Source organism: Brevibacillus centrosporus (assembly GCF_003710815.1).
Classification (GTDB): Bacteria; Bacillota; Bacilli; order Brevibacillales; family Brevibacillaceae; genus Brevibacillus; species Brevibacillus centrosporus.
This window is the reverse complement of record NZ_RHHP01000010.1, coordinates 155,419-173,203: the sequence shown is the minus strand read 5'-3', so window position 1 is coordinate 173,203 and position 17,785 is coordinate 155,419. Positions and strand designations below refer to the sequence as shown.

General features: G+C 49.0%; 16 protein-coding genes. All 16 read right to left on the bottom strand.

All coding sequences use genetic code 11. The annotated features are described in order from the left end of the window. Positions 1-31: 31 nt before the first annotated feature. The 16 genes from EDM55_RS11155 to EDM55_RS11080 all read right to left on the bottom strand — a co-directional run bounded on the left by EDM55_RS11155 (position 32) and on the right by EDM55_RS11080 (position 17,778). Positions 32-1,117: an L-dopachrome tautomerase-related protein gene (locus EDM55_RS11155; protein ID WP_174769248.1), complete on the bottom strand. Its 1,086-nt coding sequence runs from the start codon at positions 1,115-1,117 to the stop codon at positions 32-34. Between the two features lie 444 nt (positions 1,118-1,561). Then, positions 1,562-2,587 (bottom strand): LLM class flavin-dependent oxidoreductase, encoded by a 1,026-nt coding sequence (locus EDM55_RS11150; RefSeq protein ID WP_092276371.1) that lies wholly within the window; start codon positions 2,585-2,587, stop codon positions 1,562-1,564. Between the two features lie 47 nt (positions 2,588-2,634). Further along, on the bottom strand, positions 2,635-3,753 hold the full coding sequence (locus EDM55_RS11145) for an NADH:flavin oxidoreductase (RefSeq protein ID WP_218033678.1): 1,119 nt from the start codon (positions 3,751-3,753) through the stop codon (positions 2,635-2,637). Positions 3,754-4,365: 612 nt separating this feature from the next. Beyond that, the gene (locus EDM55_RS11140) at positions 4,366-4,749 is read right to left on the bottom strand and encodes an integrase core domain-containing protein (RefSeq protein ID WP_170184299.1); all 384 of its coding nucleotides are present in this window, start codon (positions 4,747-4,749) and stop codon (positions 4,366-4,368) included. A gap of 92 nt (positions 4,750-4,841) precedes the next feature. Continuing rightward, positions 4,842-5,501: a hypothetical protein gene (locus EDM55_RS11135; RefSeq protein WP_122960361.1), complete on the bottom strand. Its 660-nt coding sequence runs from the start codon at positions 5,499-5,501 to the stop codon at positions 4,842-4,844. A gap of 145 nt (positions 5,502-5,646) precedes the next feature. Beyond that, entirely contained in the window at positions 5,647-6,111 is a 465-nt protein-coding gene (locus EDM55_RS11130) for a RidA family protein (protein WP_122960427.1), read from the bottom strand. A gap of 226 nt (positions 6,112-6,337) precedes the next feature. Then, complete coding sequence (locus EDM55_RS11125; RefSeq protein WP_092276359.1) at positions 6,338-7,498, bottom strand: sulfite reductase subunit alpha; 1,161 nt, start codon at positions 7,496-7,498, stop codon at positions 6,338-6,340. A gap of 447 nt (positions 7,499-7,945) precedes the next feature. Further along, positions 7,946-9,709, bottom strand: a complete 1,764-nt coding sequence (locus EDM55_RS11120) for a M28 family peptidase (protein WP_122960360.1) — start codon at positions 9,707-9,709, stop codon at positions 7,946-7,948. Further along, complete coding sequence (locus tag EDM55_RS11115; RefSeq protein ID WP_092276353.1) at positions 9,597-10,409, bottom strand: aspartate/glutamate racemase family protein; 813 nt, start codon at positions 10,407-10,409, stop codon at positions 9,597-9,599. The genes EDM55_RS11120 and EDM55_RS11115 overlap by 113 nt, the downstream gene beginning before the upstream one ends. 37 nt (positions 10,410-10,446) lie before the next feature. Then, positions 10,447-11,208: an aspartate/glutamate racemase family protein gene (locus tag EDM55_RS11110; RefSeq protein ID WP_092276350.1), complete on the bottom strand. Its 762-nt coding sequence runs from the start codon at positions 11,206-11,208 to the stop codon at positions 10,447-10,449. 20 nt (positions 11,209-11,228) lie between these two features. Beyond that, on the bottom strand, positions 11,229-11,984 hold the full coding sequence (locus EDM55_RS11105) for an aspartate/glutamate racemase family protein (RefSeq protein WP_092276347.1): 756 nt from the start codon (positions 11,982-11,984) through the stop codon (positions 11,229-11,231). Beyond that, on the bottom strand, positions 11,981-13,012 hold the full coding sequence (locus EDM55_RS11100) for an ABC transporter ATP-binding protein (RefSeq protein ID WP_122960359.1): 1,032 nt from the start codon (positions 13,010-13,012) through the stop codon (positions 11,981-11,983). The genes EDM55_RS11105 and EDM55_RS11100 overlap by 4 nt, the downstream gene beginning before the upstream one ends. Then, positions 12,991-14,013: an ABC transporter ATP-binding protein gene (locus tag EDM55_RS11095; RefSeq protein ID WP_259676080.1), complete on the bottom strand. Its 1,023-nt coding sequence runs from the start codon at positions 14,011-14,013 to the stop codon at positions 12,991-12,993. Before EDM55_RS11095 ends, EDM55_RS11100 begins: the two co-directional genes overlap by 22 nt. A gap of 8 nt (positions 14,014-14,021) precedes the next feature. Further along, on the bottom strand, positions 14,022-14,957 hold the full coding sequence (locus tag EDM55_RS11090) for an ABC transporter permease (RefSeq protein ID WP_246070797.1): 936 nt from the start codon (positions 14,955-14,957) through the stop codon (positions 14,022-14,024). 5 nt (positions 14,958-14,962) lie between these two features. After that, positions 14,963-15,952: an ABC transporter permease gene (locus tag EDM55_RS11085; RefSeq protein ID WP_246070798.1), complete on the bottom strand. Its 990-nt coding sequence runs from the start codon at positions 15,950-15,952 to the stop codon at positions 14,963-14,965. 101 nt (positions 15,953-16,053) lie between these two features. Next, positions 16,054-17,778, bottom strand: coding sequence for an ABC transporter substrate-binding protein (locus EDM55_RS11080; protein WP_246070799.1), 1,725 nt, complete (start codon positions 17,776-17,778; stop codon positions 16,054-16,056). Between the last annotated feature and the right edge of the window lie 7 nt (positions 17,779-17,785).

Below are 17,785 nucleotides of genomic sequence, written 5' to 3'. Positions count from 1 at the left end.
GTCATAAATTGCATTGTAAAGTGAATTTTTATTAAAAGGTAGGAGCAGGTGGTTCGCCTATTTTCATACGGAGTAAACTATAAGGCTTCTGCCGCAGGTCATTTCCATAATGAAATCTTGCCTGCCGATGTAATTGGTTCACGATGAAATATAAGTATTGATCTGGACCTATAGAAAAAGTATCCGGCCATAAAATTCTCGGATCATGTGCGATGGTTTCCATTATTCCATTCGGCAATATCTTTCGAATACTATTGTTTTCATAGTCTCCAGCGTAAACGTTTCCTTTTGCATCGGTGATCATTCCATCTGAAGCACCTTTTTCTCCCCAATACTTCACGTGATGCTGTAAATTCATATCCGGTATCCTTCGGTCTCTAAGGGCTTCCGTTGAAATCGAGTACAGATGACGACTGGAGAGAGGACAGAAATACAACATCTTGCCGTCCGGGGAAATCGCTATACCATCGGATGCCAATCGGAAGGGTGAAGTAGATCCGTCTTTGTTTCGATTCATCAGGATTTTACCTTCAACTTTCGGTAAGAAAAAGAGATCGGGCGAAGTTGAATTTGCCCCGTTTAACCGTCTCCAAGCATAACCCGTTTCTAAATCAACGACAATAATGGCTCCTGGTCCTCGGGAAGACGAATCCGTTATATAAGCATAACCTACTTTACCAACACGAAAATCAAATCGCACATCATTCAGATAAGTGGTTGGCAGGACAACATCTTCCGTAAATGTATATACACTTCTTATTGTATTTGAATGTAAATCTACAGCGACTAACTTCGCCCCCCCTTTGATAGGTTCTGAGAAATTAGGAGCTCCTGTATCCAGTACCCAAAGTGTTCCATTTCCATCAGCAACGACACTTTGGACACTAATGAAGGACTTTGTGATATTCGATGGGCTTACCACATTAGCGTCTAAACTAGGATAAGGCTGTAATGTATCGTGAACGATTTCAGCTACCGTAAATTTAACGTCGTCTCCCCATTTCGGAAAGCAAATAAAAATACGTCCGGTTTCAGAAACAGTAACGCCTGTAGGCATGGCTCCGTAAAATAAAAAAACCGCCTCAAACTTACCGAAATACTTTTCACTCGGTAACATCACTTGTATAAAATCCTCCTCAATAGTTTCGAACTGCTATCACCTGTATATGACTGAATGTGGTTCAAGTGCCTGGATAATAAAATATTTTTACGGGAACCCCGCAAGTTGTGGAAGCGGCAAAACAAAAGAACGCAGCCACTACGAAAGCTACCGATTTATTGTTGGTCCGACAGACGTAATGCGGTGCACCTTCTGCCGGTTTTCTTGCTTTTTCGGTGGAAGGATATTTGGCATGCGCATCTTTAGTAGATCATCGAGTTTTAATGAATTTAGAGATCATTATTGACAAGATATTAGCTGGTTTTATTTTAACAACTTTTCCGTTCGTTATGATACGGTTCACCTTAACGGTCATAGCGGCGAAAAGTGCAAAGAGACTGCCGCGGCAGTCCCATGTTTTGGTGATTATTGTTGCATTGAAACTTCAGTCTCTCTTGCACCCTACGCTTTGACGATATCTGCAACGATTTCGTAGGAGTGCAGGCGCGCCTTGTGGTCGAACATTTGGGCGATGACCATAACTTCATCAGCCTGGGTATCGTCCAGAAAGAATTGCAGCTTTTGCTTCACAGTATCCGGACTGCCGAATATGGATGAACCGAGCTGCTGCTCCAAGGCTCGCTTTTCGTATTCGCTCCAAAGACCATCCATGGTATCCACCGGCGGCTGCAGAGGCACTTCATTGCCCCGGATCAGGTTTAAAAATTGCTGCTGCAAAGTTGTTCCCAGACGTTTCGCTTCGTCATCCGTATCCGCTGCAATGACGTTGACACCGACCATCGCATAAGGTTTCTCCAGTACTTTCGATGGCTGGAAGGAACGCCGATATAATTGTATCGCCGGCACGGTGTTGGCAGGCGAAAAGTGGCTGGCATAGGCGAATGGCAGACCTAGCTGACCAGCTAGCTGCGCGCTGAACCCGCTCGAGCCAAGCAGCCATATAGGAATAGGCAAGCCCTCTCCAGGAATAGCCCTCACATGATTAGGGACTGATGATAACGACGGGTCGAAGTAGGCCCGCAGCTCATCCAACTGATCCGGGAAATCTTCTCCGTCATTCCTACTGTCGCGGCGCAGTGCACGTGCGGTTCGCTGATCCGTACCGGGTGCTCGTCCGAGACCGAGATCAATGCGTCCCGGGAACAAGGATTCCAGCGTTCCGAACTGCTCCGCGATCACCAGGGGCGAATGATTGGGAAGCATGATACCGCCTGAACCCACTCGGATTCTTGACGTGCCGGCTGCCACATGGGAGATCACTACCGAAGTAGCGGAGCTCGCAATAAAGGGCATATTGTGGTGCTCCGCCAGCCAGTACCGGTTGTAGCTCCACTTCTCTGCATGCTGGGCAAGATCAAGCGTGTTGCGCAAAGACTCGGCTGGACTGCCGCCCGCGACAATCGGGGACAGATCGAGAACAGAGAATGGGACGTCGCTCAGACGCTTGTTTGTTTTATTTTCAGACATGTCATCTTCCTCATTTCAGTGACGATATTGAAGATTCGACTCCCGACCTAGCCGTTTATGATCAATTCTTGATCCTTTATGTTGGCTTTAGGCCCCAAAATTTCCGGGTTAAATTCCCGCAGAGGCTGCCCTGCCGCGATTCGCTTGGGCCAGTCATGATTAGCAAGCGCTCCTTTACCCAAGGTGATAAGATCAGCCTCACCGCGTATCAAGAGCTGCTCCGCTTTCTCAGGATCTTCGAGATGGCCATTCGCAATTACCGGAACTTTACTGAATTTTTTGGCCAATGCCGCCAGCGTATGGTCGGTTCCTTCAAATGCCGGTTGTGTCGCATCATATTCGGTTACATGGATATAATCCAATCCTACTCTGCTCAAGCTTGAAAAAATGATTTCAGCATCCTTTTCGGCTCCGGCCCATTTATGATGGTAATCACTGACCTTCCCTTGCGAGATACGGATTCCTACGACAAAATCGGTCCCAACCGCTTCACGCACAGCGTTAGCAACCTCGATAAGAATACGGACCCGGTTCTCTGTTGAGCCTCCGTATTCATCCGTTCTTTGATTCATATAATCCGTCAGGTACTCGTCAAGCAAGTAGCCGTTTGCACCGTGGATTTCTACTCCATCGAACCCTGCTGCTTTTGCTCGCTTGGCAGCTTCTGCAAAACTGCGAACGACCTCTTGGATGTCCGCTTTCGTCATTGGTTTTGGGTTTTTATAAGGCCCTTCCCCGACATAGAACGGAAGCTGTTCACCTTTTGCTCGTACGTGAGAGGGCGCGATGATCTCACTCTTGTAACGATTTCCTTGTGATTGGGCTCCTGCGTGCATCAATTGGACGATGATTTTGGATCCGGATTGATGTACCGCCTCAGTTATCTTTCTCCATGCAGCGATATGCTTCTCATTTGCTATTCCTGACTGATTCAAATACCCTTGGCTATACGTTTCATCGGGATAGGCACCTTCCGTGATCAAGAATCCAAAACCACCCTGTGCATAGCTTTTATAATAGTCAATCATGATTTGGGTTGCTTGGCCATCTTCAGTAGCACTTACTCTGGTCATCGGAGCTAAGCCGATACGATTTTTTAATGTCAAATGACCAATCCGAATGTCAGTGAAAAGACGCGAAAACTTTTGTTGGGTACTTGTTGTCAAGTTGATTTCTCCTTTTAACTTCTGCTGGTATTGCTATAGTTCCATGCGGGTGTATAGGCAAGCGGCAACGTTGTTTTCGGCAAGTAGAGGAACGTCTTCTTATCCTGTTCGAACAGGGCGGCGATGTGGGCAAAGAAAAGAACAGATTGCGTCTCATGATGCCGACCTTGTTCTCGACATTTCCTTTCTCGTGGACTATATACTTGCTCACTGTCTTTCATGAGATGTTCAGACGTTCAGCTATAGCCACCTGCCCCAGCCCTTGCGCCTGTAAATCTTTTATCGTTTCCACCTGACTCATCTTCAGCATCTCCAGTCTCCGTCCCCTTCACGATTGTCCTATGAAGAGGTATCGGAATATCTGGAATCGAACGTGTTACCCTAGCGATCTGTAATTTTGCACATGTATCGATTATTCCCCATGTACTCCCTCGTCATGCGGCATTATTTCAATGTACAGTGACAGTTATAATAAAACGTTGTATACTTTCCGGCAAGTACACACTTTTTTGTAAGATAGTTTCTTTATTGATACTAATGAGGGGGATAACGGATTAACCCCCTGATTTTGGACACATACTCCCTTAATCTTTGTTTTCTTCCGAATTGTACTCATAGACGAACAGCTTTTATCGAGATAAGCTGTTTTTTGTTTTTTTCGTAAAACGCATATGGAGAAAGGTCACGAATGCTAGAATGGATTCGTCGCTCATTGTAATACCGAACGTACTCTGTAACTGCCTGGTAGGCTTCTCCATACGTCTGAAACTCATATCGTGACAAACACTCATCCTGGGGAAGCCGATGAAATGACTCGATGTGAACGTTCATATTTGGCGTTTTTGGTGGAATTCGTTCATGTTCCACACCAAAGCTTTCACATGCTTGTTGAAAGGCATGGGAAACAAACTGCGGTCCATTATCAAAACGAATCACAGGCTTTTCAAGAGCTTCAAATAACTGGCGCTTCGTCAATGCACTTTGAAGCGTACGCACAACATCCTTTGCTTCGCAGCTCAGGCTGCCGGTATTAACACCAGCAGCCTCTTTTCGTGTTTACGCCACTATCGAAACCGAGAAAACACTACTTATTTAAGCGAATTTTCATAGTAATAATAAAAATCCATTCCGTTATCTACAGAAGTTCCAATGGTATCCGCATGAGAATGTCTAAAATTATACTCCTCATCATCTTCGATATCTTTAAACCTATCGGCTTGATACGCCAAGTATAACAGTATATCTCTGTTTCCTGAAACGGCCAGATACTTAGAAAAGGCTTTAGTATTAAGTAGCCTTTTCAATCTCCAATGATTCCAAGTGTCTATATAATCATTAAGCAAAGTGGATTTGGGCATTAGATTAATCTCTTTCCCCGGAAGATATGTTAGGGAGTTTATAACCCTTTTAATTTCCTTTGGCCTAATTTGTAGTATGTGATAATTAAAAAGAACGAGGTCTAAATCATATTTCCCAATGTTGTACCAGGATCTTATCTCTTTTGTTGCAAGCACAGGCGTATGATTATTTTTGTATGGTCTAGGAACAAAAAACATCACATTAGGGATTTGGTTTTCAACAGCTATCAAAAAAAGTTCAGAAAGAAAGGCAAATCCATTAGCGTCACCTAAGATAGCTCTTGAAGTTATTAATGGTTCAGCAAACCATAAATTATCTGGAACATTTTGAGGAGTTAATACGGAAATCACCTTTTTCCCAAGAGGTACTCTTTTAATGACAAATTGCACATAATCACCTTTATTTTCATCATTTAGTTTAAGAACTCGTCTTTTAAATAGGATTGTTGAGGGAATTTTCTATACACGTATTCAAGTATGCAGCCCGTTACCTTAGCTCATCTGCCAGTCTACTACTTTATTATTCAGCCTAAGACTATTCATCACCACTGAAAAGAACTCGCTTGACCAGATCTGTCGCATAATGGGCGGGTTCTTGGTGCGCTATGGCAGCCACCGCTTCAATCTCTACTAATTGGTTCGTATATCCAAGTACAGTTACTCCAGACAAGGTGCTTGGAACATCATGATCGCCAAATTGCGTACGGATTGCGCGCCAAGCTGTTACTAAATCCTCCTGGTTCTGTGACGCGACAAGCACTCTCGTGTAGACAACATCCGTCAGGGTGGCACCGCTTGCCTGCAGGGCTTCTTTCAGATTGTCCATACAAAGCTCCGATTGCTTGGCGTAATCTGTGGGGTAAGGGACGTTCCCGTCTTGATCGAGCGGGCAGGCACCAGCCAAAAAGATGACATCCATTCCCGCAGGCACAACACTCGCGTATGCATAATCGACAGCGGCCAGCTTCGCTGAACGAATCAAGGATATGTTTCTGTTCATGTGATTTCCCCATTCTTTTACTTTTGTGAATCGGCAAAAAAGACTCAAAGTGATTTTACCACAGATCTGTCCTGTTATTGGAAAAATCATCCTATTCCTCGAATCCTCGACTCCTCCCTGCAAATCTATTTCCGCTGAGAAATGAAAAAATCCCGCCAAATCGTAGAGGCGGGATTCCGGTTTCCATTCATTTGTAGGAAGATCTATTTCAGGAAGTCTGTTCTTATTAATAAACGTCCCGCTGGTAACGGCCTTGCTCTTGCATGGCGCTCAGATACGCTTCTGCGTTTTCGCGAGTCATTTTTCCTTCTTTTTCAATGACATCGATCAGCGCACTATGCACGTCTTTCGCCATATTTTGCTTGTCTCCGCAGACATAGAAATATGCGCCGTTTTCCAGCCACGCAAACAGCTCTTTACTGTTTTCAAGCATTTTATGTTGAACGTATACTTTTTGCTCAGAATCCCGAGAGAATGCCGTATCCAGACGGGTTAGTCCCCCCTCTTTCAGATAGGCTTCGAATTCGTCCTGATAAAGGAAATCAGTCGCAGAGTGCTGGTCTCCAAAGAACAGCCACGATTTGCCTGTGGCTTCCGTCACACTGCGTTCTTGGATAAAGGAACGAAATGGTGCGATACCTGTTCCTGGACCCACCATGATAATATCTTTCTCTGGAGAGTCGGGCAGATTAAAGTGCTTATTTACTTGGATAAAGACAGGGAGTGTTTCTCCTTCTGGCAAGCGTTCCGCGCATTGCACAGAGCAAACCCCTTTTCGTTCACGCCCGTGCGCCGTATAACGAACAGCGCCGATGGTCAAATGTACTTCCTCTGGGTAGGCAGTCAGGCTGCTTGCAATGGAATAGAGACGTGGTGGCATTTTTCTTAATAAAGAAACGATCTCTTGCACAGAAGCCTTCCACGGTCCAAAATCACGAAGCATGTCAAGCAAATCGCGGCCATTGATGTACTCTTTCAGTTCATTTATGTGATCTTCGGATGATAGTTGTTTCAGCTCTTCGTTGTCTGTGAATTCAGCAGCTTGCTGGATCATTTTTTTGGTCAGAAGTGTAATTTCAAAGTGAGTGGTGAGGGCGTCCCGCAATGGAAGGGTCTCTCCCTGCTTGCTGATGGTTACAGCCGTCTCTGGATCCCACTTCATCTCTTCAAGCAAGGAAGCGACCAGCTCTGGATCATTTTGAGGATAGATTCCTAGGCAATCGCCTGGGACATAGGAAAGGTCAGATCCCTTCAAGGATAACTCAATATGTCTCGTTTCTTTTTTGGAGCCTGCACCGTTTAAATTTTGATTTTTAAGTACTTTCGCTGGAAATGGATTCGTTCTAGAGAATGTAGTCGGTACCTTATTGGCTATCGTATTTTGCATAAAAATCACCTCAAGAAGTAGTATAGAGTGGCTACAAACTATTACTTGGTGTAAATGCAATATAAGTGAAACCGAAATCTCGTCTCCCATTCATCATCTTACTGTCTTATGATTGATCAGCGACTCGTTGGCGATCAAAGACCGCACTTGCAGGATATCCCAATTTTGCCAGTTTCAAACCCGGTTCATTGGGGCAGCTGCTCCCCTTTTTTACTTTATGACCCTCCTCAGTGCTTTGCCAGCCCTTGATATTTCAAAAATGTCGTTCCTGTTTGCTGTCGTACTTCGTTTTCATCATATTCTGAATCTATTACATTTGTAAATACTAATACCCCTAGAAGTATGAACTCTTCTTGAAATTCCAAGGCAAGACTGGCATGCAAAAAAACAGAGGCCCGATCAAGTTGCTCTCGGACCTCTGCTCGTTTTTCTCCATGGTTTCAGGTCTTAGCTGCGAATAATTCGTTTCGCTTCTCTCAATGCCCACGCCACGCGATTTTGGCCGCGTCGCAAATGATTGATCGTCACATTGTACAGATGGGTATCTGGTGTAAGATTTTTTAATGTCGTAGCAGGCGCTATATCCGGCAGCTTGGGAACGTCGAGAGCCGGGTCATGGCGGAACTTGCCGCGGCGCGAGAAGTTGATGGTGATCAAGTTGCGTCCGAGCTCCTGGAGCTGCTCATTCACTTTTTTGACCTGCCGGTCTGTCACTTCGCCATCCTGCAAGCCTTCGATCGCCTGATAATACGCCTCCAATTCTTCACGCAGTTGCCGGGCTTCTGTCAGTGCCGTTTCAAAGCTGAAGTGGGCTCCTGCTGCTTCTTGATACGCTTGAATCGTCTGGGCTAATTCATCCACCGTATTCCGGAAGTTGTACGGCAGCACAGACGCATTGACGACGCGCAGGATCGACGCTGTGTAGATTTTGATGTCCTTTATTAAAATGTCCAGATCCGCTACGTGCAGCAGGTCATCTTCGGTATGCCACTCGATGTTGGCTCCGCAGCCGCCCACGGGGTAATACCCTTTTTCCTTCAGCAATTCCTCTGGCATACTGGAGGACAGCATGTAGAATGAGGTAATTCCGATATTGTTAAACGAGTAGTCTCCGGCACGGGATGGTCTGCTGCCCTTTGAGCCTTGCTGGACCGTGTCCAAAATAGCTCCCTTGCACAGCTCATCTACTTCACTCATCCACTCACTGTAGTCGTAAGAAGTGGCCCAGCGGCAGCCTGGAGAGTCGCAGTTTACTTGCGCCACGCAATTGGCATCCAGATCCAGACCATACGTGTCGGCAAACCAGGTAGAGCCAGCGTAGCGTCCGGTGGAGTGACCTGGCCAAATGGCGATCCTCAGGCTGCGCTTCAGCTTGTCGCGATGCTTGTAAAACACGCGTGCCATCTCCAGCATAGCGGCGTCCCCTGTAGTATTGTCTCCGATCCCCACATGCCACGAATCCAAATGGCCATGGAGCAGGACGTATTTCTCCGGTTCCTCTGTCCCTTCGATGAAAATGTCAATCAGCGGGCAGGCAAACCAGCCTTTTTTGTGGACGGTCTGGAACTCGACCTGTACTTTCCCTTGCTTGCACAGCTCGATCAGATCGTCTCCATCCGTACGGTTGACCGCAAGTGCAGGGATTTTCGGTTCATTGTCGATCGTGTCCAGATCCGGAGCTCCCCAAATTGTCGTGCAAATCCCATCGTGGATGTTTTTCCCCGGGTTTACGAAGATCGCTCCCAGCACCCCCAGCTTGTCAAAGGAGGCTACTTTTCCTGGCATCGCGAGACCTTCGGTGATGACCACCTTTCCTTTCAGGTCGCTCGAATCCACACTGACCTGCGAATGGAAAACCTCCTGCATGTCGGCTGCATGCCCGGATGGGACGTAAACAAGCTCGCCGCTAACCCATTGATCTCCTGTAGAAACGGCGAACGCTGGCGTTTTTGCCCGAATTTCCTTCACTGCTGGGCTTGTCACTTTGACGCCAGCGTGGACAGGCACACTCAAGTACAGCTCTGGATAGTGCACCTTGTGCGGCACGCCCCATTCCTCCAAAAAGTGAGTCAGGTGACCAAATGCTATGCGCTCATCTTCACTGGAGGATTCGCGAACCAGCGTGCTGAACTTTTCCAGGATAACCTTTGAAGCATCCAAATTGATTTCGTCCAGCAGCGTTTTTTCCGTGTTTTTGTAAATGGTATTCATTTGAACACTCTCCCATCATGATTTTTGACTGCTTCAACCCGCAGCTGACCAAGGATTCTGCCAGCTTTAATGCCGCTTTTGCCGGATTGATCACGGGGATGCCGAGCTGCTTCTGCATATCTTCTGCGACTTGCAGGAAGGCCATGGACATGCAGCCTAGCACCAGAACATCTGCGCGATCCTTCTCGATGGCGTCCCTGCCTATTCGAACGAGCTTTTCCAATGTCTGCGTGCGGTTATGGGAGAGCTCCAGAACAGGGATATTGACGGCAAGGACAGATGCAACGCTACTTGCGAGTCCTGATTTTTGAATCAGCTCGTAGCTGCTCGCGATCATGCTGTCTGCTACCGTCAGCAGGGTAAACTTTCGCCCAAGCAGGGCAGCTGCGTGAAAGCCACTCATTCCTGGTCCCACGACAAGCATGTTTGTACATAGCTCCCGATAGGCGTCTATCCCCGGGTCACCTGCACAACCAACGATCGCTGCAGCAAAGCCTTCCCTTTCCAAACGAACCATGTTTTTCGCGTACTGTGGGATTGCTATGTACTCTTCATACATGGACTCGATCGAAGCAGGACCTTCTGTTGCATACGCCATTTCAATGGTTGTGCCAGAAGCGGCCCATTGCTGCAAAAGACGCCCCCGTCTTTCCACTTCTTCAGCCGATTTTGGCGCAGCTCCGACATAGGCTATCTTCATCTGCCTATCCCTCCCCTCCCAGTCGAGTACTAGACGATTACGGCGAAGTCCTTTTGTGGAGCAGGTCATCCAGCGATTTTGCTTTCCCCGAAGATAGCTTCGGCGGGTAAGCATAGCCTTTCTTGGAATGATGCAGCCCGCACATAACCAGCGCTTCCGCCGTCTTGAGTGCAGTTCTAACCGGATTCATGACTGGTATCCCCAGCCGTACCGTCATCTCCTCTGCGACGTTCAAAAAGCCCATCGACATGCAGCCGAGAACCAGGCAATCTGCGTGGTGGTGCTCGACTTCTTCTTGACCGATCTGCACCAGCTTTTCTAAAGCCGCCGATCGATTTTGTGCCAGTTCGAGGACGGGGATATTCAAGGCACGCACATGAACGAGCTTTGAGCGTAGTCCTGCAATCAGCGCAAGTTCGTGGCCTCTGGGGATTCTGCTGTCCGTAACTGTAAGCACACTAAACCGATGCCCGAGCATGGCGGCCATGTTCATGCCTGCCTCTCTGGGACCTATGACCAGCACATTTTGGGTGATTTCGCGCAGCGCATCCAACCCAGGATCACCTGCACACCCGAGTACAACCGCAGCGTAGTCTTCCTGATCCAGCCGATATATGACCTTGGCTGCCTCGGGAATGCCCAAGTATTCTTCGTACATGGATTCAACCGAAGCTGGTCCTGCTGCGACGTCTATGATCTCCACAGTGACACCGGGACTCGCCCACTTCTGCAGCAAAAGCTGTCTTCTGCTGATCTCCTCCCGTTTCATAGGTCCTGGGACAACGTATGCGATTTTCATAGCCTTTTCCATCACTGAAATTAGGAACGGCTTACTAGCAGCTCGTCGAGTGATTTCACTTTTCCACTGGCAAGCTTGGGTGGTAGGGAATAAGCCTTCTTGGAATGGACGAGCTCGATCGACACGAGGGCTTCCGTCATTTTCAAAGCAATTTTCGCCGGGTTGACGACTGGAATACCAAGTGCATCCTGCATCTCTTCCGCTACATTCAAAAAGCCCATGGACATGCAGCCGAGAACCAGTACGTCCGCGCGATCTATCTCGATGGCTTCGCGTCCGATGCGAACGAGCTTTTCCAGCGTTTCCTCCCGATTTGTCGCCAGCTCCAGGACAGGTATGTTGACAGCTCTTACCGAAGCTAGCTTGTCAGTCAGTCCAGACTTTGCGACCAGCTCATGGCTCGAACCGATCATGCTGTCTGCCACGGTGAGCAAGGTAAATTGATGGCCAAGCATGGCTGCTGCATGAAAACTGCTTGCAGCGGGACCGACGACTAGCATGCTGGTGGTAATTTCTCGAAAGGCGTCCAAGCCTGGGTCACCCGCACAACCGAGTATTGCCGCATCATAGCCTTCCTGTTCCAGCTGATACATGATCTTCGCTACAGGCGGAATCGACAGGTATTCTTCATACATCGATTCGATGGAAGCTGGACCTTCTTGCACCGTGACGATTTCCACGTTTGTCCCAGATGCTGCCCACAGCTTCAGCAGGTCACCTCTGCGGGCGGCTTCTGCCTGATCCATGGGGCCTGGCACGACATACATGATTTTCATATCACATGCTCCTCTCTTTCTGCCTTTCGATCAAAAAAGGGCGTAACCATGTGGCAAGCAACGATCTGACCGGTTTCAGCTTGCCGCAGCTCAGGCGTTTTTTCTCGGCAGATGGCCTCGGTGTAAGGACATCTGTCTTGGAAGTGGCAGCCATTGGGCATATTGATCGGGCTTGGCACATGATTTTTTATGAGAACCTCTTCCGGCTCCTCGTCGGGATCGGGAGAGGGTACTGCCGCAAGCAAGGCCTGGGTATACGGATGCTTCGGTTTCTGCAAGACGCTCATGGTATCCCCGATCTCCACGACTTTTCCCAGGTACATGATCGCCGTCTGCTCACACATGTAGGAGATGAGCGATAGATCGTGGGAGATGTAGACCGTGGTCAGCTGCAGTCGCTCCGTCAAGGTTTTCATCAGGTTGAGAACGCCCGCGCGTACCGATACATCCAGCATGGACACCGGTTCATCCGCCACCAGGAAGATCGGGTCTACGATCAATGCCCGTGCCAGTACGACCCGCTGGAGCTGCCCCCCGCTCATCTGGTGGGGATACTTTTCAAAGAAGTTTTCAGCCGGAATCAAATTCACTTGTTCAAGGGCCTGCTTGATAAAGGCGGCTCTCTCTTCCTTTGTACCGATATCGTGGACAATGAGCGGCTCCAAAAGTGAACGAAAAATGGTGAACCGAGGGTTCAGTGCCTCAAACGGATTTTGAAACATGAGCTGGGCTTGCTTGCGAAACTGTTTGAGCTCTTCTTTTGCTCTCAAATGTGTGATGTCTTTGCCGTTGAACAAAAAGGAACCAGAGGTAGGTTCATACAGCTTCAGCAGCATTTTGGCGGTCGTCGTCTTTCCGCAGCCGCTCTCGCCAGCAATTCCGAGAGAGTGACCTTTCGGAATGCGAAAGCTCACGTCGTCAACGGCTTTCAGGACGCCAGCTCCCGTGCTGCTTTTCCGGAACAAATGCTGTCTGGCCTCGAAGTGCTTGGAGAGACCGCGCACCTCTATGATGGGATTTTCCGCCATGTGTCCACCTCCTTCGCCTTTGCCTGGAGAACAGCGATTTCGTCCAAGCGATGGCATGCCGCGAAATGACGATCACCTACAGAAACGAGTGATGGCTCTTCATGCGCGCACGCCTCGATTTGAAACGGACAACGGGCAGCAAATCGACAGCCTTTGGGTGGGTCTACCAAGTCTGGCGGAGAGCCTTCGATCGAGATCAGAGTGCTCTCCGTTTTCTTCAAATTGGGGAATGCGTTTGCAAGTCCCATCGTGTATGGGTGCATGGAGTGCTTCAGCACACGCGAGACAGGCCCGAGCTCGATGATTTTCCCTGCGTACATCACCGCTACATCGTCACATGTCTCTGCCACGACAGAAATATCGTGCGTGATCATCACCAGCGTGAGACCCAATTCCTTTTTCAAATTTTTCAGAACGCGCAGGACCTGATTTTGCACAATCACATCCAGGGCGGTAACAGGTTCATCAGCAATGACGAGCTTGGGACTTAAAGCCAGAGCTAGGGCAATCATTGCCCGCTGCTTCATCCCGCCAGAAAATTCATGGGGATAGTATCGCAGCCGTTTCGTATCCAGCCCAACCATGGTAAACAGCTCTTGTGCTCTTTGGATTGCGTCTGCTCGCGAAAGCTTGCCTTTGAGCATCAAAATCTCCAAAAAGGAATCAATCACCGGATAGACCGGATTGAGAGAGTCCATGGCCGCCTGTGGGATGAGCGACAAATCCTTCCAGCGAACCTGGCGAATGTGGGATTCTGCCATTTTCGTCAAGTCATTCCCGTCAAAGTTGACTGATCCCCCTGCGATGACGCCGTTTCCTGCGAGAACGCGAATGATGCCTTTCACCAAGGTGCTTTTCCCACAGCCGCTTTCTCCCACAAGTCCGAGGCTTCTTCCTTGGTCGACCGCAAATGACACCCCATCGACTGCTTTGCTGATCCCCCGCGACGTTTTGTAGTAGATTTTCAGGTCGTTTACTTCCAATAGCGACAATGACTTCACCCCCTTGGCTATTGATTTTTCAAACGAGGATACAGGATTTCTTCCGAGCCTCTTCCGATGTAGAAGCCGGCCATGACCGTCAGCATGATAAAAATGCCCGGCGGAATAATCCACCAGTACGCCTCGCGACTCAATGCCTGGGAAGCGTAGGCGTCATTTAGCATGAAGCCCCAGCTCATCATGGCCGGATCTCCAAAGCCGAGAAAGCTGACCGCCGCCTCCGTCAAGATCGCCCAGCCCATGGCAAGCGAGCCATACAGAAACGACAAAGGAAGAATATTCGGTGCCACCTGCACGAATAGAATGCGTAAATCGGATGCTCCTGATATCTTCGCGGCTTCCACAAAGCTGCGCTCGCGGACCGTGAGTACCTGGGAGCGAATGACGCGGGCCGTATCCCGCCAGAGAAGAAGCCCCATCGCGAGGACGATATTCCAGACGCTCGGACCTAAAAAGGCAACGAGAACGATGACGAACGGCTCAAAAGGAATGCCGAATGCGATATCGGTAACGCGCATAAGCACACCGTCCACACGGCCTTTGTAGTAGCCGGCGAACAAACCAACCAACGTCCCTACGACTACAACGAAGAATGCGGCTGTCAAACCGACCATCATCGCGGGCTTAGCTCCATACACAAGCTGGGAGAAAATATCCCTGCCCATGTTTGTAGTCCCTAGCCAGTGCTCAGCAGAAGGCGGCTGGTTAAATGCCAGCTTTCCGTTGTGCTTGATCATTTCATGCGGATCATAGGGGGCGAGGAGTGGCGCAAACAGCGCGATCAAGATAAAAAACAGGTAAATCACTGCTCCTGTCATGCTGAACGGGTCGTTTTTCAAAAAACGAAAGGCTCCTGCTAGATTCTTTCCCAAGACTGCTAGAAATCCAGCTTTTCGATAGGCGACTTGTACAGGCCTCTGTTCCATTCTTACGTCCGTGTTCATTCCACTCACCTCCCTTTGCCAAATGTGACCCGCGGATCCAAAAAGCTGTACAGGATATCTGCCACAAAGTTCATGATGACCATGACAGCGGCACTCAAAATAAAGGCTCCTTGAGCCAGTGCATAGTCGCTTGCCGACACAGCATTGACAAGCAAACGTCCCAAGCCCGGCCAGCTGAAGACCATCTCAATGACCACATTGCCGCCAAGCGCATACCCGATCCCCACTGCCATCGCGGTGACTACTGGCAGCGCTGCATTTCTCGCTGCGTACTTGAGCATGATCCTTTGCTCGCTAAGTCCTCTCATTCTCGCAACTTCCACGTAGGATTCCCCCATCACGTCCAGCATGTTGGATCGCATCAGGAGCAGAGGAAGCCCCATCAAATAGATGGCTGCGGTTAAAGAGGGCAAAAACAGGTGCTTCAGAAAGGAGAGAGAAGTAAGCTTCTCCCACTCAGACGCATAGACGACTCCTGTCGCCGAAGCCCCCCCTGAGGGAAACCAGTTCAAATGAAAGGAAAAGATCACGAGGACGATCATTCCTACCCACATCTGCGGCGCTGATCTCGTAAACAGAGTGGCAATAATCCCGATGGTCTCGAACCTGGTTTTCCGTTTCCATGCGAGCAATACACCGCCCAATATCCCTACGAGGTAGGCGATGACAAAGGAAAAGAGCATGAGATACAGCGTGTTGGGCAGGACGCCCCAGATGACTTCCATGACGGGAGCCCGGAATTTAAAGGAATCTCCCAGCTCACCCTGCACCAGATTTGCCAGGTAGATCAAATATTGCATCCACAGTGGTTTATCCAGGCCAAACTGCGCCATTAAAATGTCTTGTTGCTCTTTGGTAAAGGTAGGGTCGATATAGGCAACTAGCGGATTGCCAGGCATCAGCCGAAAGATGAAAAACAGGATCGTCGCGATGATCCAAAGCGTCAGAACCATCTGAGCCAGTCGACTCCATATGAACTTGGATCGGTTCCCCAATGCGGTCGCTCCTTTCTCTGAGGAATTCCAAGGCGTGGAACGCTGGTCATTTGCCGCTCCCAGCATTCCGCGCACCTAGAGATTGAAGAGGGAGTCAGCTTTTATTTGCCGAGCTCTTCTTTTTTGCCAGCCGGATAGAGCAGCTTGCCTGCTGCATCCCACTCATAGCCGGCTTCCTGCAAAATCTTCTTCGCTTCCTCTACTCCACCCGATGGATACGGCAGGCTCGGGTTTTTCCAGATCGGCAATGCTGGCGAGATGACCGAATCACCTGGTTCGGCAAAGCCTTTGTACACGACTTGTGCCATCATATCGCGGTCAACGGCGGCTGCCAAAGCGCGGCGGAAAGCCACATCGTTGAACGGTGGACGGCGATGATTCATGGCGAAGAATTGGAAGCCCAGGTCAGTCGTTGTAACCATAGTGAGGTTGGGGCTTGCTTCTACTTTCTGCTGCAGCAGCTGTCCATCACCCGGAAATACGGCGAGGAAGTTGATTTCGCCATTTTCAATCATGCCGAGAGAAGCTTCGGTATTGGGAATCTCTCTCATGATCCACTTCTCGATTTTCGGAGGAGAAAAATGCTCTGTATTCGCACTCAAAACAACTTCTTCTTTGAATTTCCAGTTCTCGTATTTGAAGGGTCCAGAACCGATTGGGGTCTTCTCCTGGTAGCTCTCCGCATTCTCGGGCTTGTTCTTCAGATCCTCAATGATCGGTCCCCAAATATGTTTGGGAACAAGATTCAGTTTGGATAAGCTGGCCGTTTCAAACGCTGCCCACGGACGTTTCAGTGTAAACTCCAGCGTAAGCGGGTCTTTGATATCGATCTTATCGATGATTTCCACAAACGGCTTATACATCGGCACTTCTCCTGTCAGAGGGGCCTCGTAGGAGAATTTCACGTCTTCCGCAGTTACGGGCTTGCCGTCGTGCCATTTCATGTTTGCGCGCAGCTTGATTTCAATCTGGGTATCCGTTTTCCAGGTGACGGATTCGGCAGCCCAAGGCTTGGGCAGACCGTCTTTGTCGATCCGCATCAATCGGTCCCAAATCAGCTCTGTTACCCACGAATCAAAGGAGCCGCTGATATAAAAAGGATTGAGCGCCTGGACAGAGTCGTTGCTATTCAAGACCATGTTTTTTTGCTGACCGATTGGTGCGGCATTCAAGTACGTCCAAATGTTGCGGATACCCATACCCGCCATCTCTACGACGGAATTAGGGTCAAACACTTGATGGTTGTAAACGTATTTTAATTTGGGGTGGACGTTGAATAGGTAGGCGACATCGCTTGCGATCAGCTCCTGTGCCTTGAAGATCAGGTTTTTTCTCTCTTCGCGGTCTACCGTGATCCGTTGCTGCTCCGCAATCTTGTCGTATTCCGGATTGTTGTAGCCGATGAAGTTGTAACCGTCTTTCGCTGTGCTGGAATGGAACAGGTTATACACAAATTCATCCGGATCCAGCCTTTCCGGACGTGCTGCCATTTGCCAGCCCGTCATATCCCACTCGTCGCGTTTGTACCAGACAATGTCTGATTGCTGCTCGTACGGCATCGCCTTGATCTCTGCGTTGATACCCAGCTCTTTCATTGCCCCTGCAATCAGATTGGCTCGTTCGTATTCGTCAGGTGCGGACGCTTGCGGCCTGCTCAGGATCTGCAGGGTACGAATCTCTCTGCTTTTCGCGTCAGCTGGCTCCGTTTTTGGCGTATCCGTGGACTTGGGCTGTGTTTGTGTCTCGCTCGTGCAAGCAGACAGGACAGTTCCCAAGAGAACGGTTGTGGCCATCAGACCGTACTTCCACTTGGCTGCTTTTTTCACTCGGTTT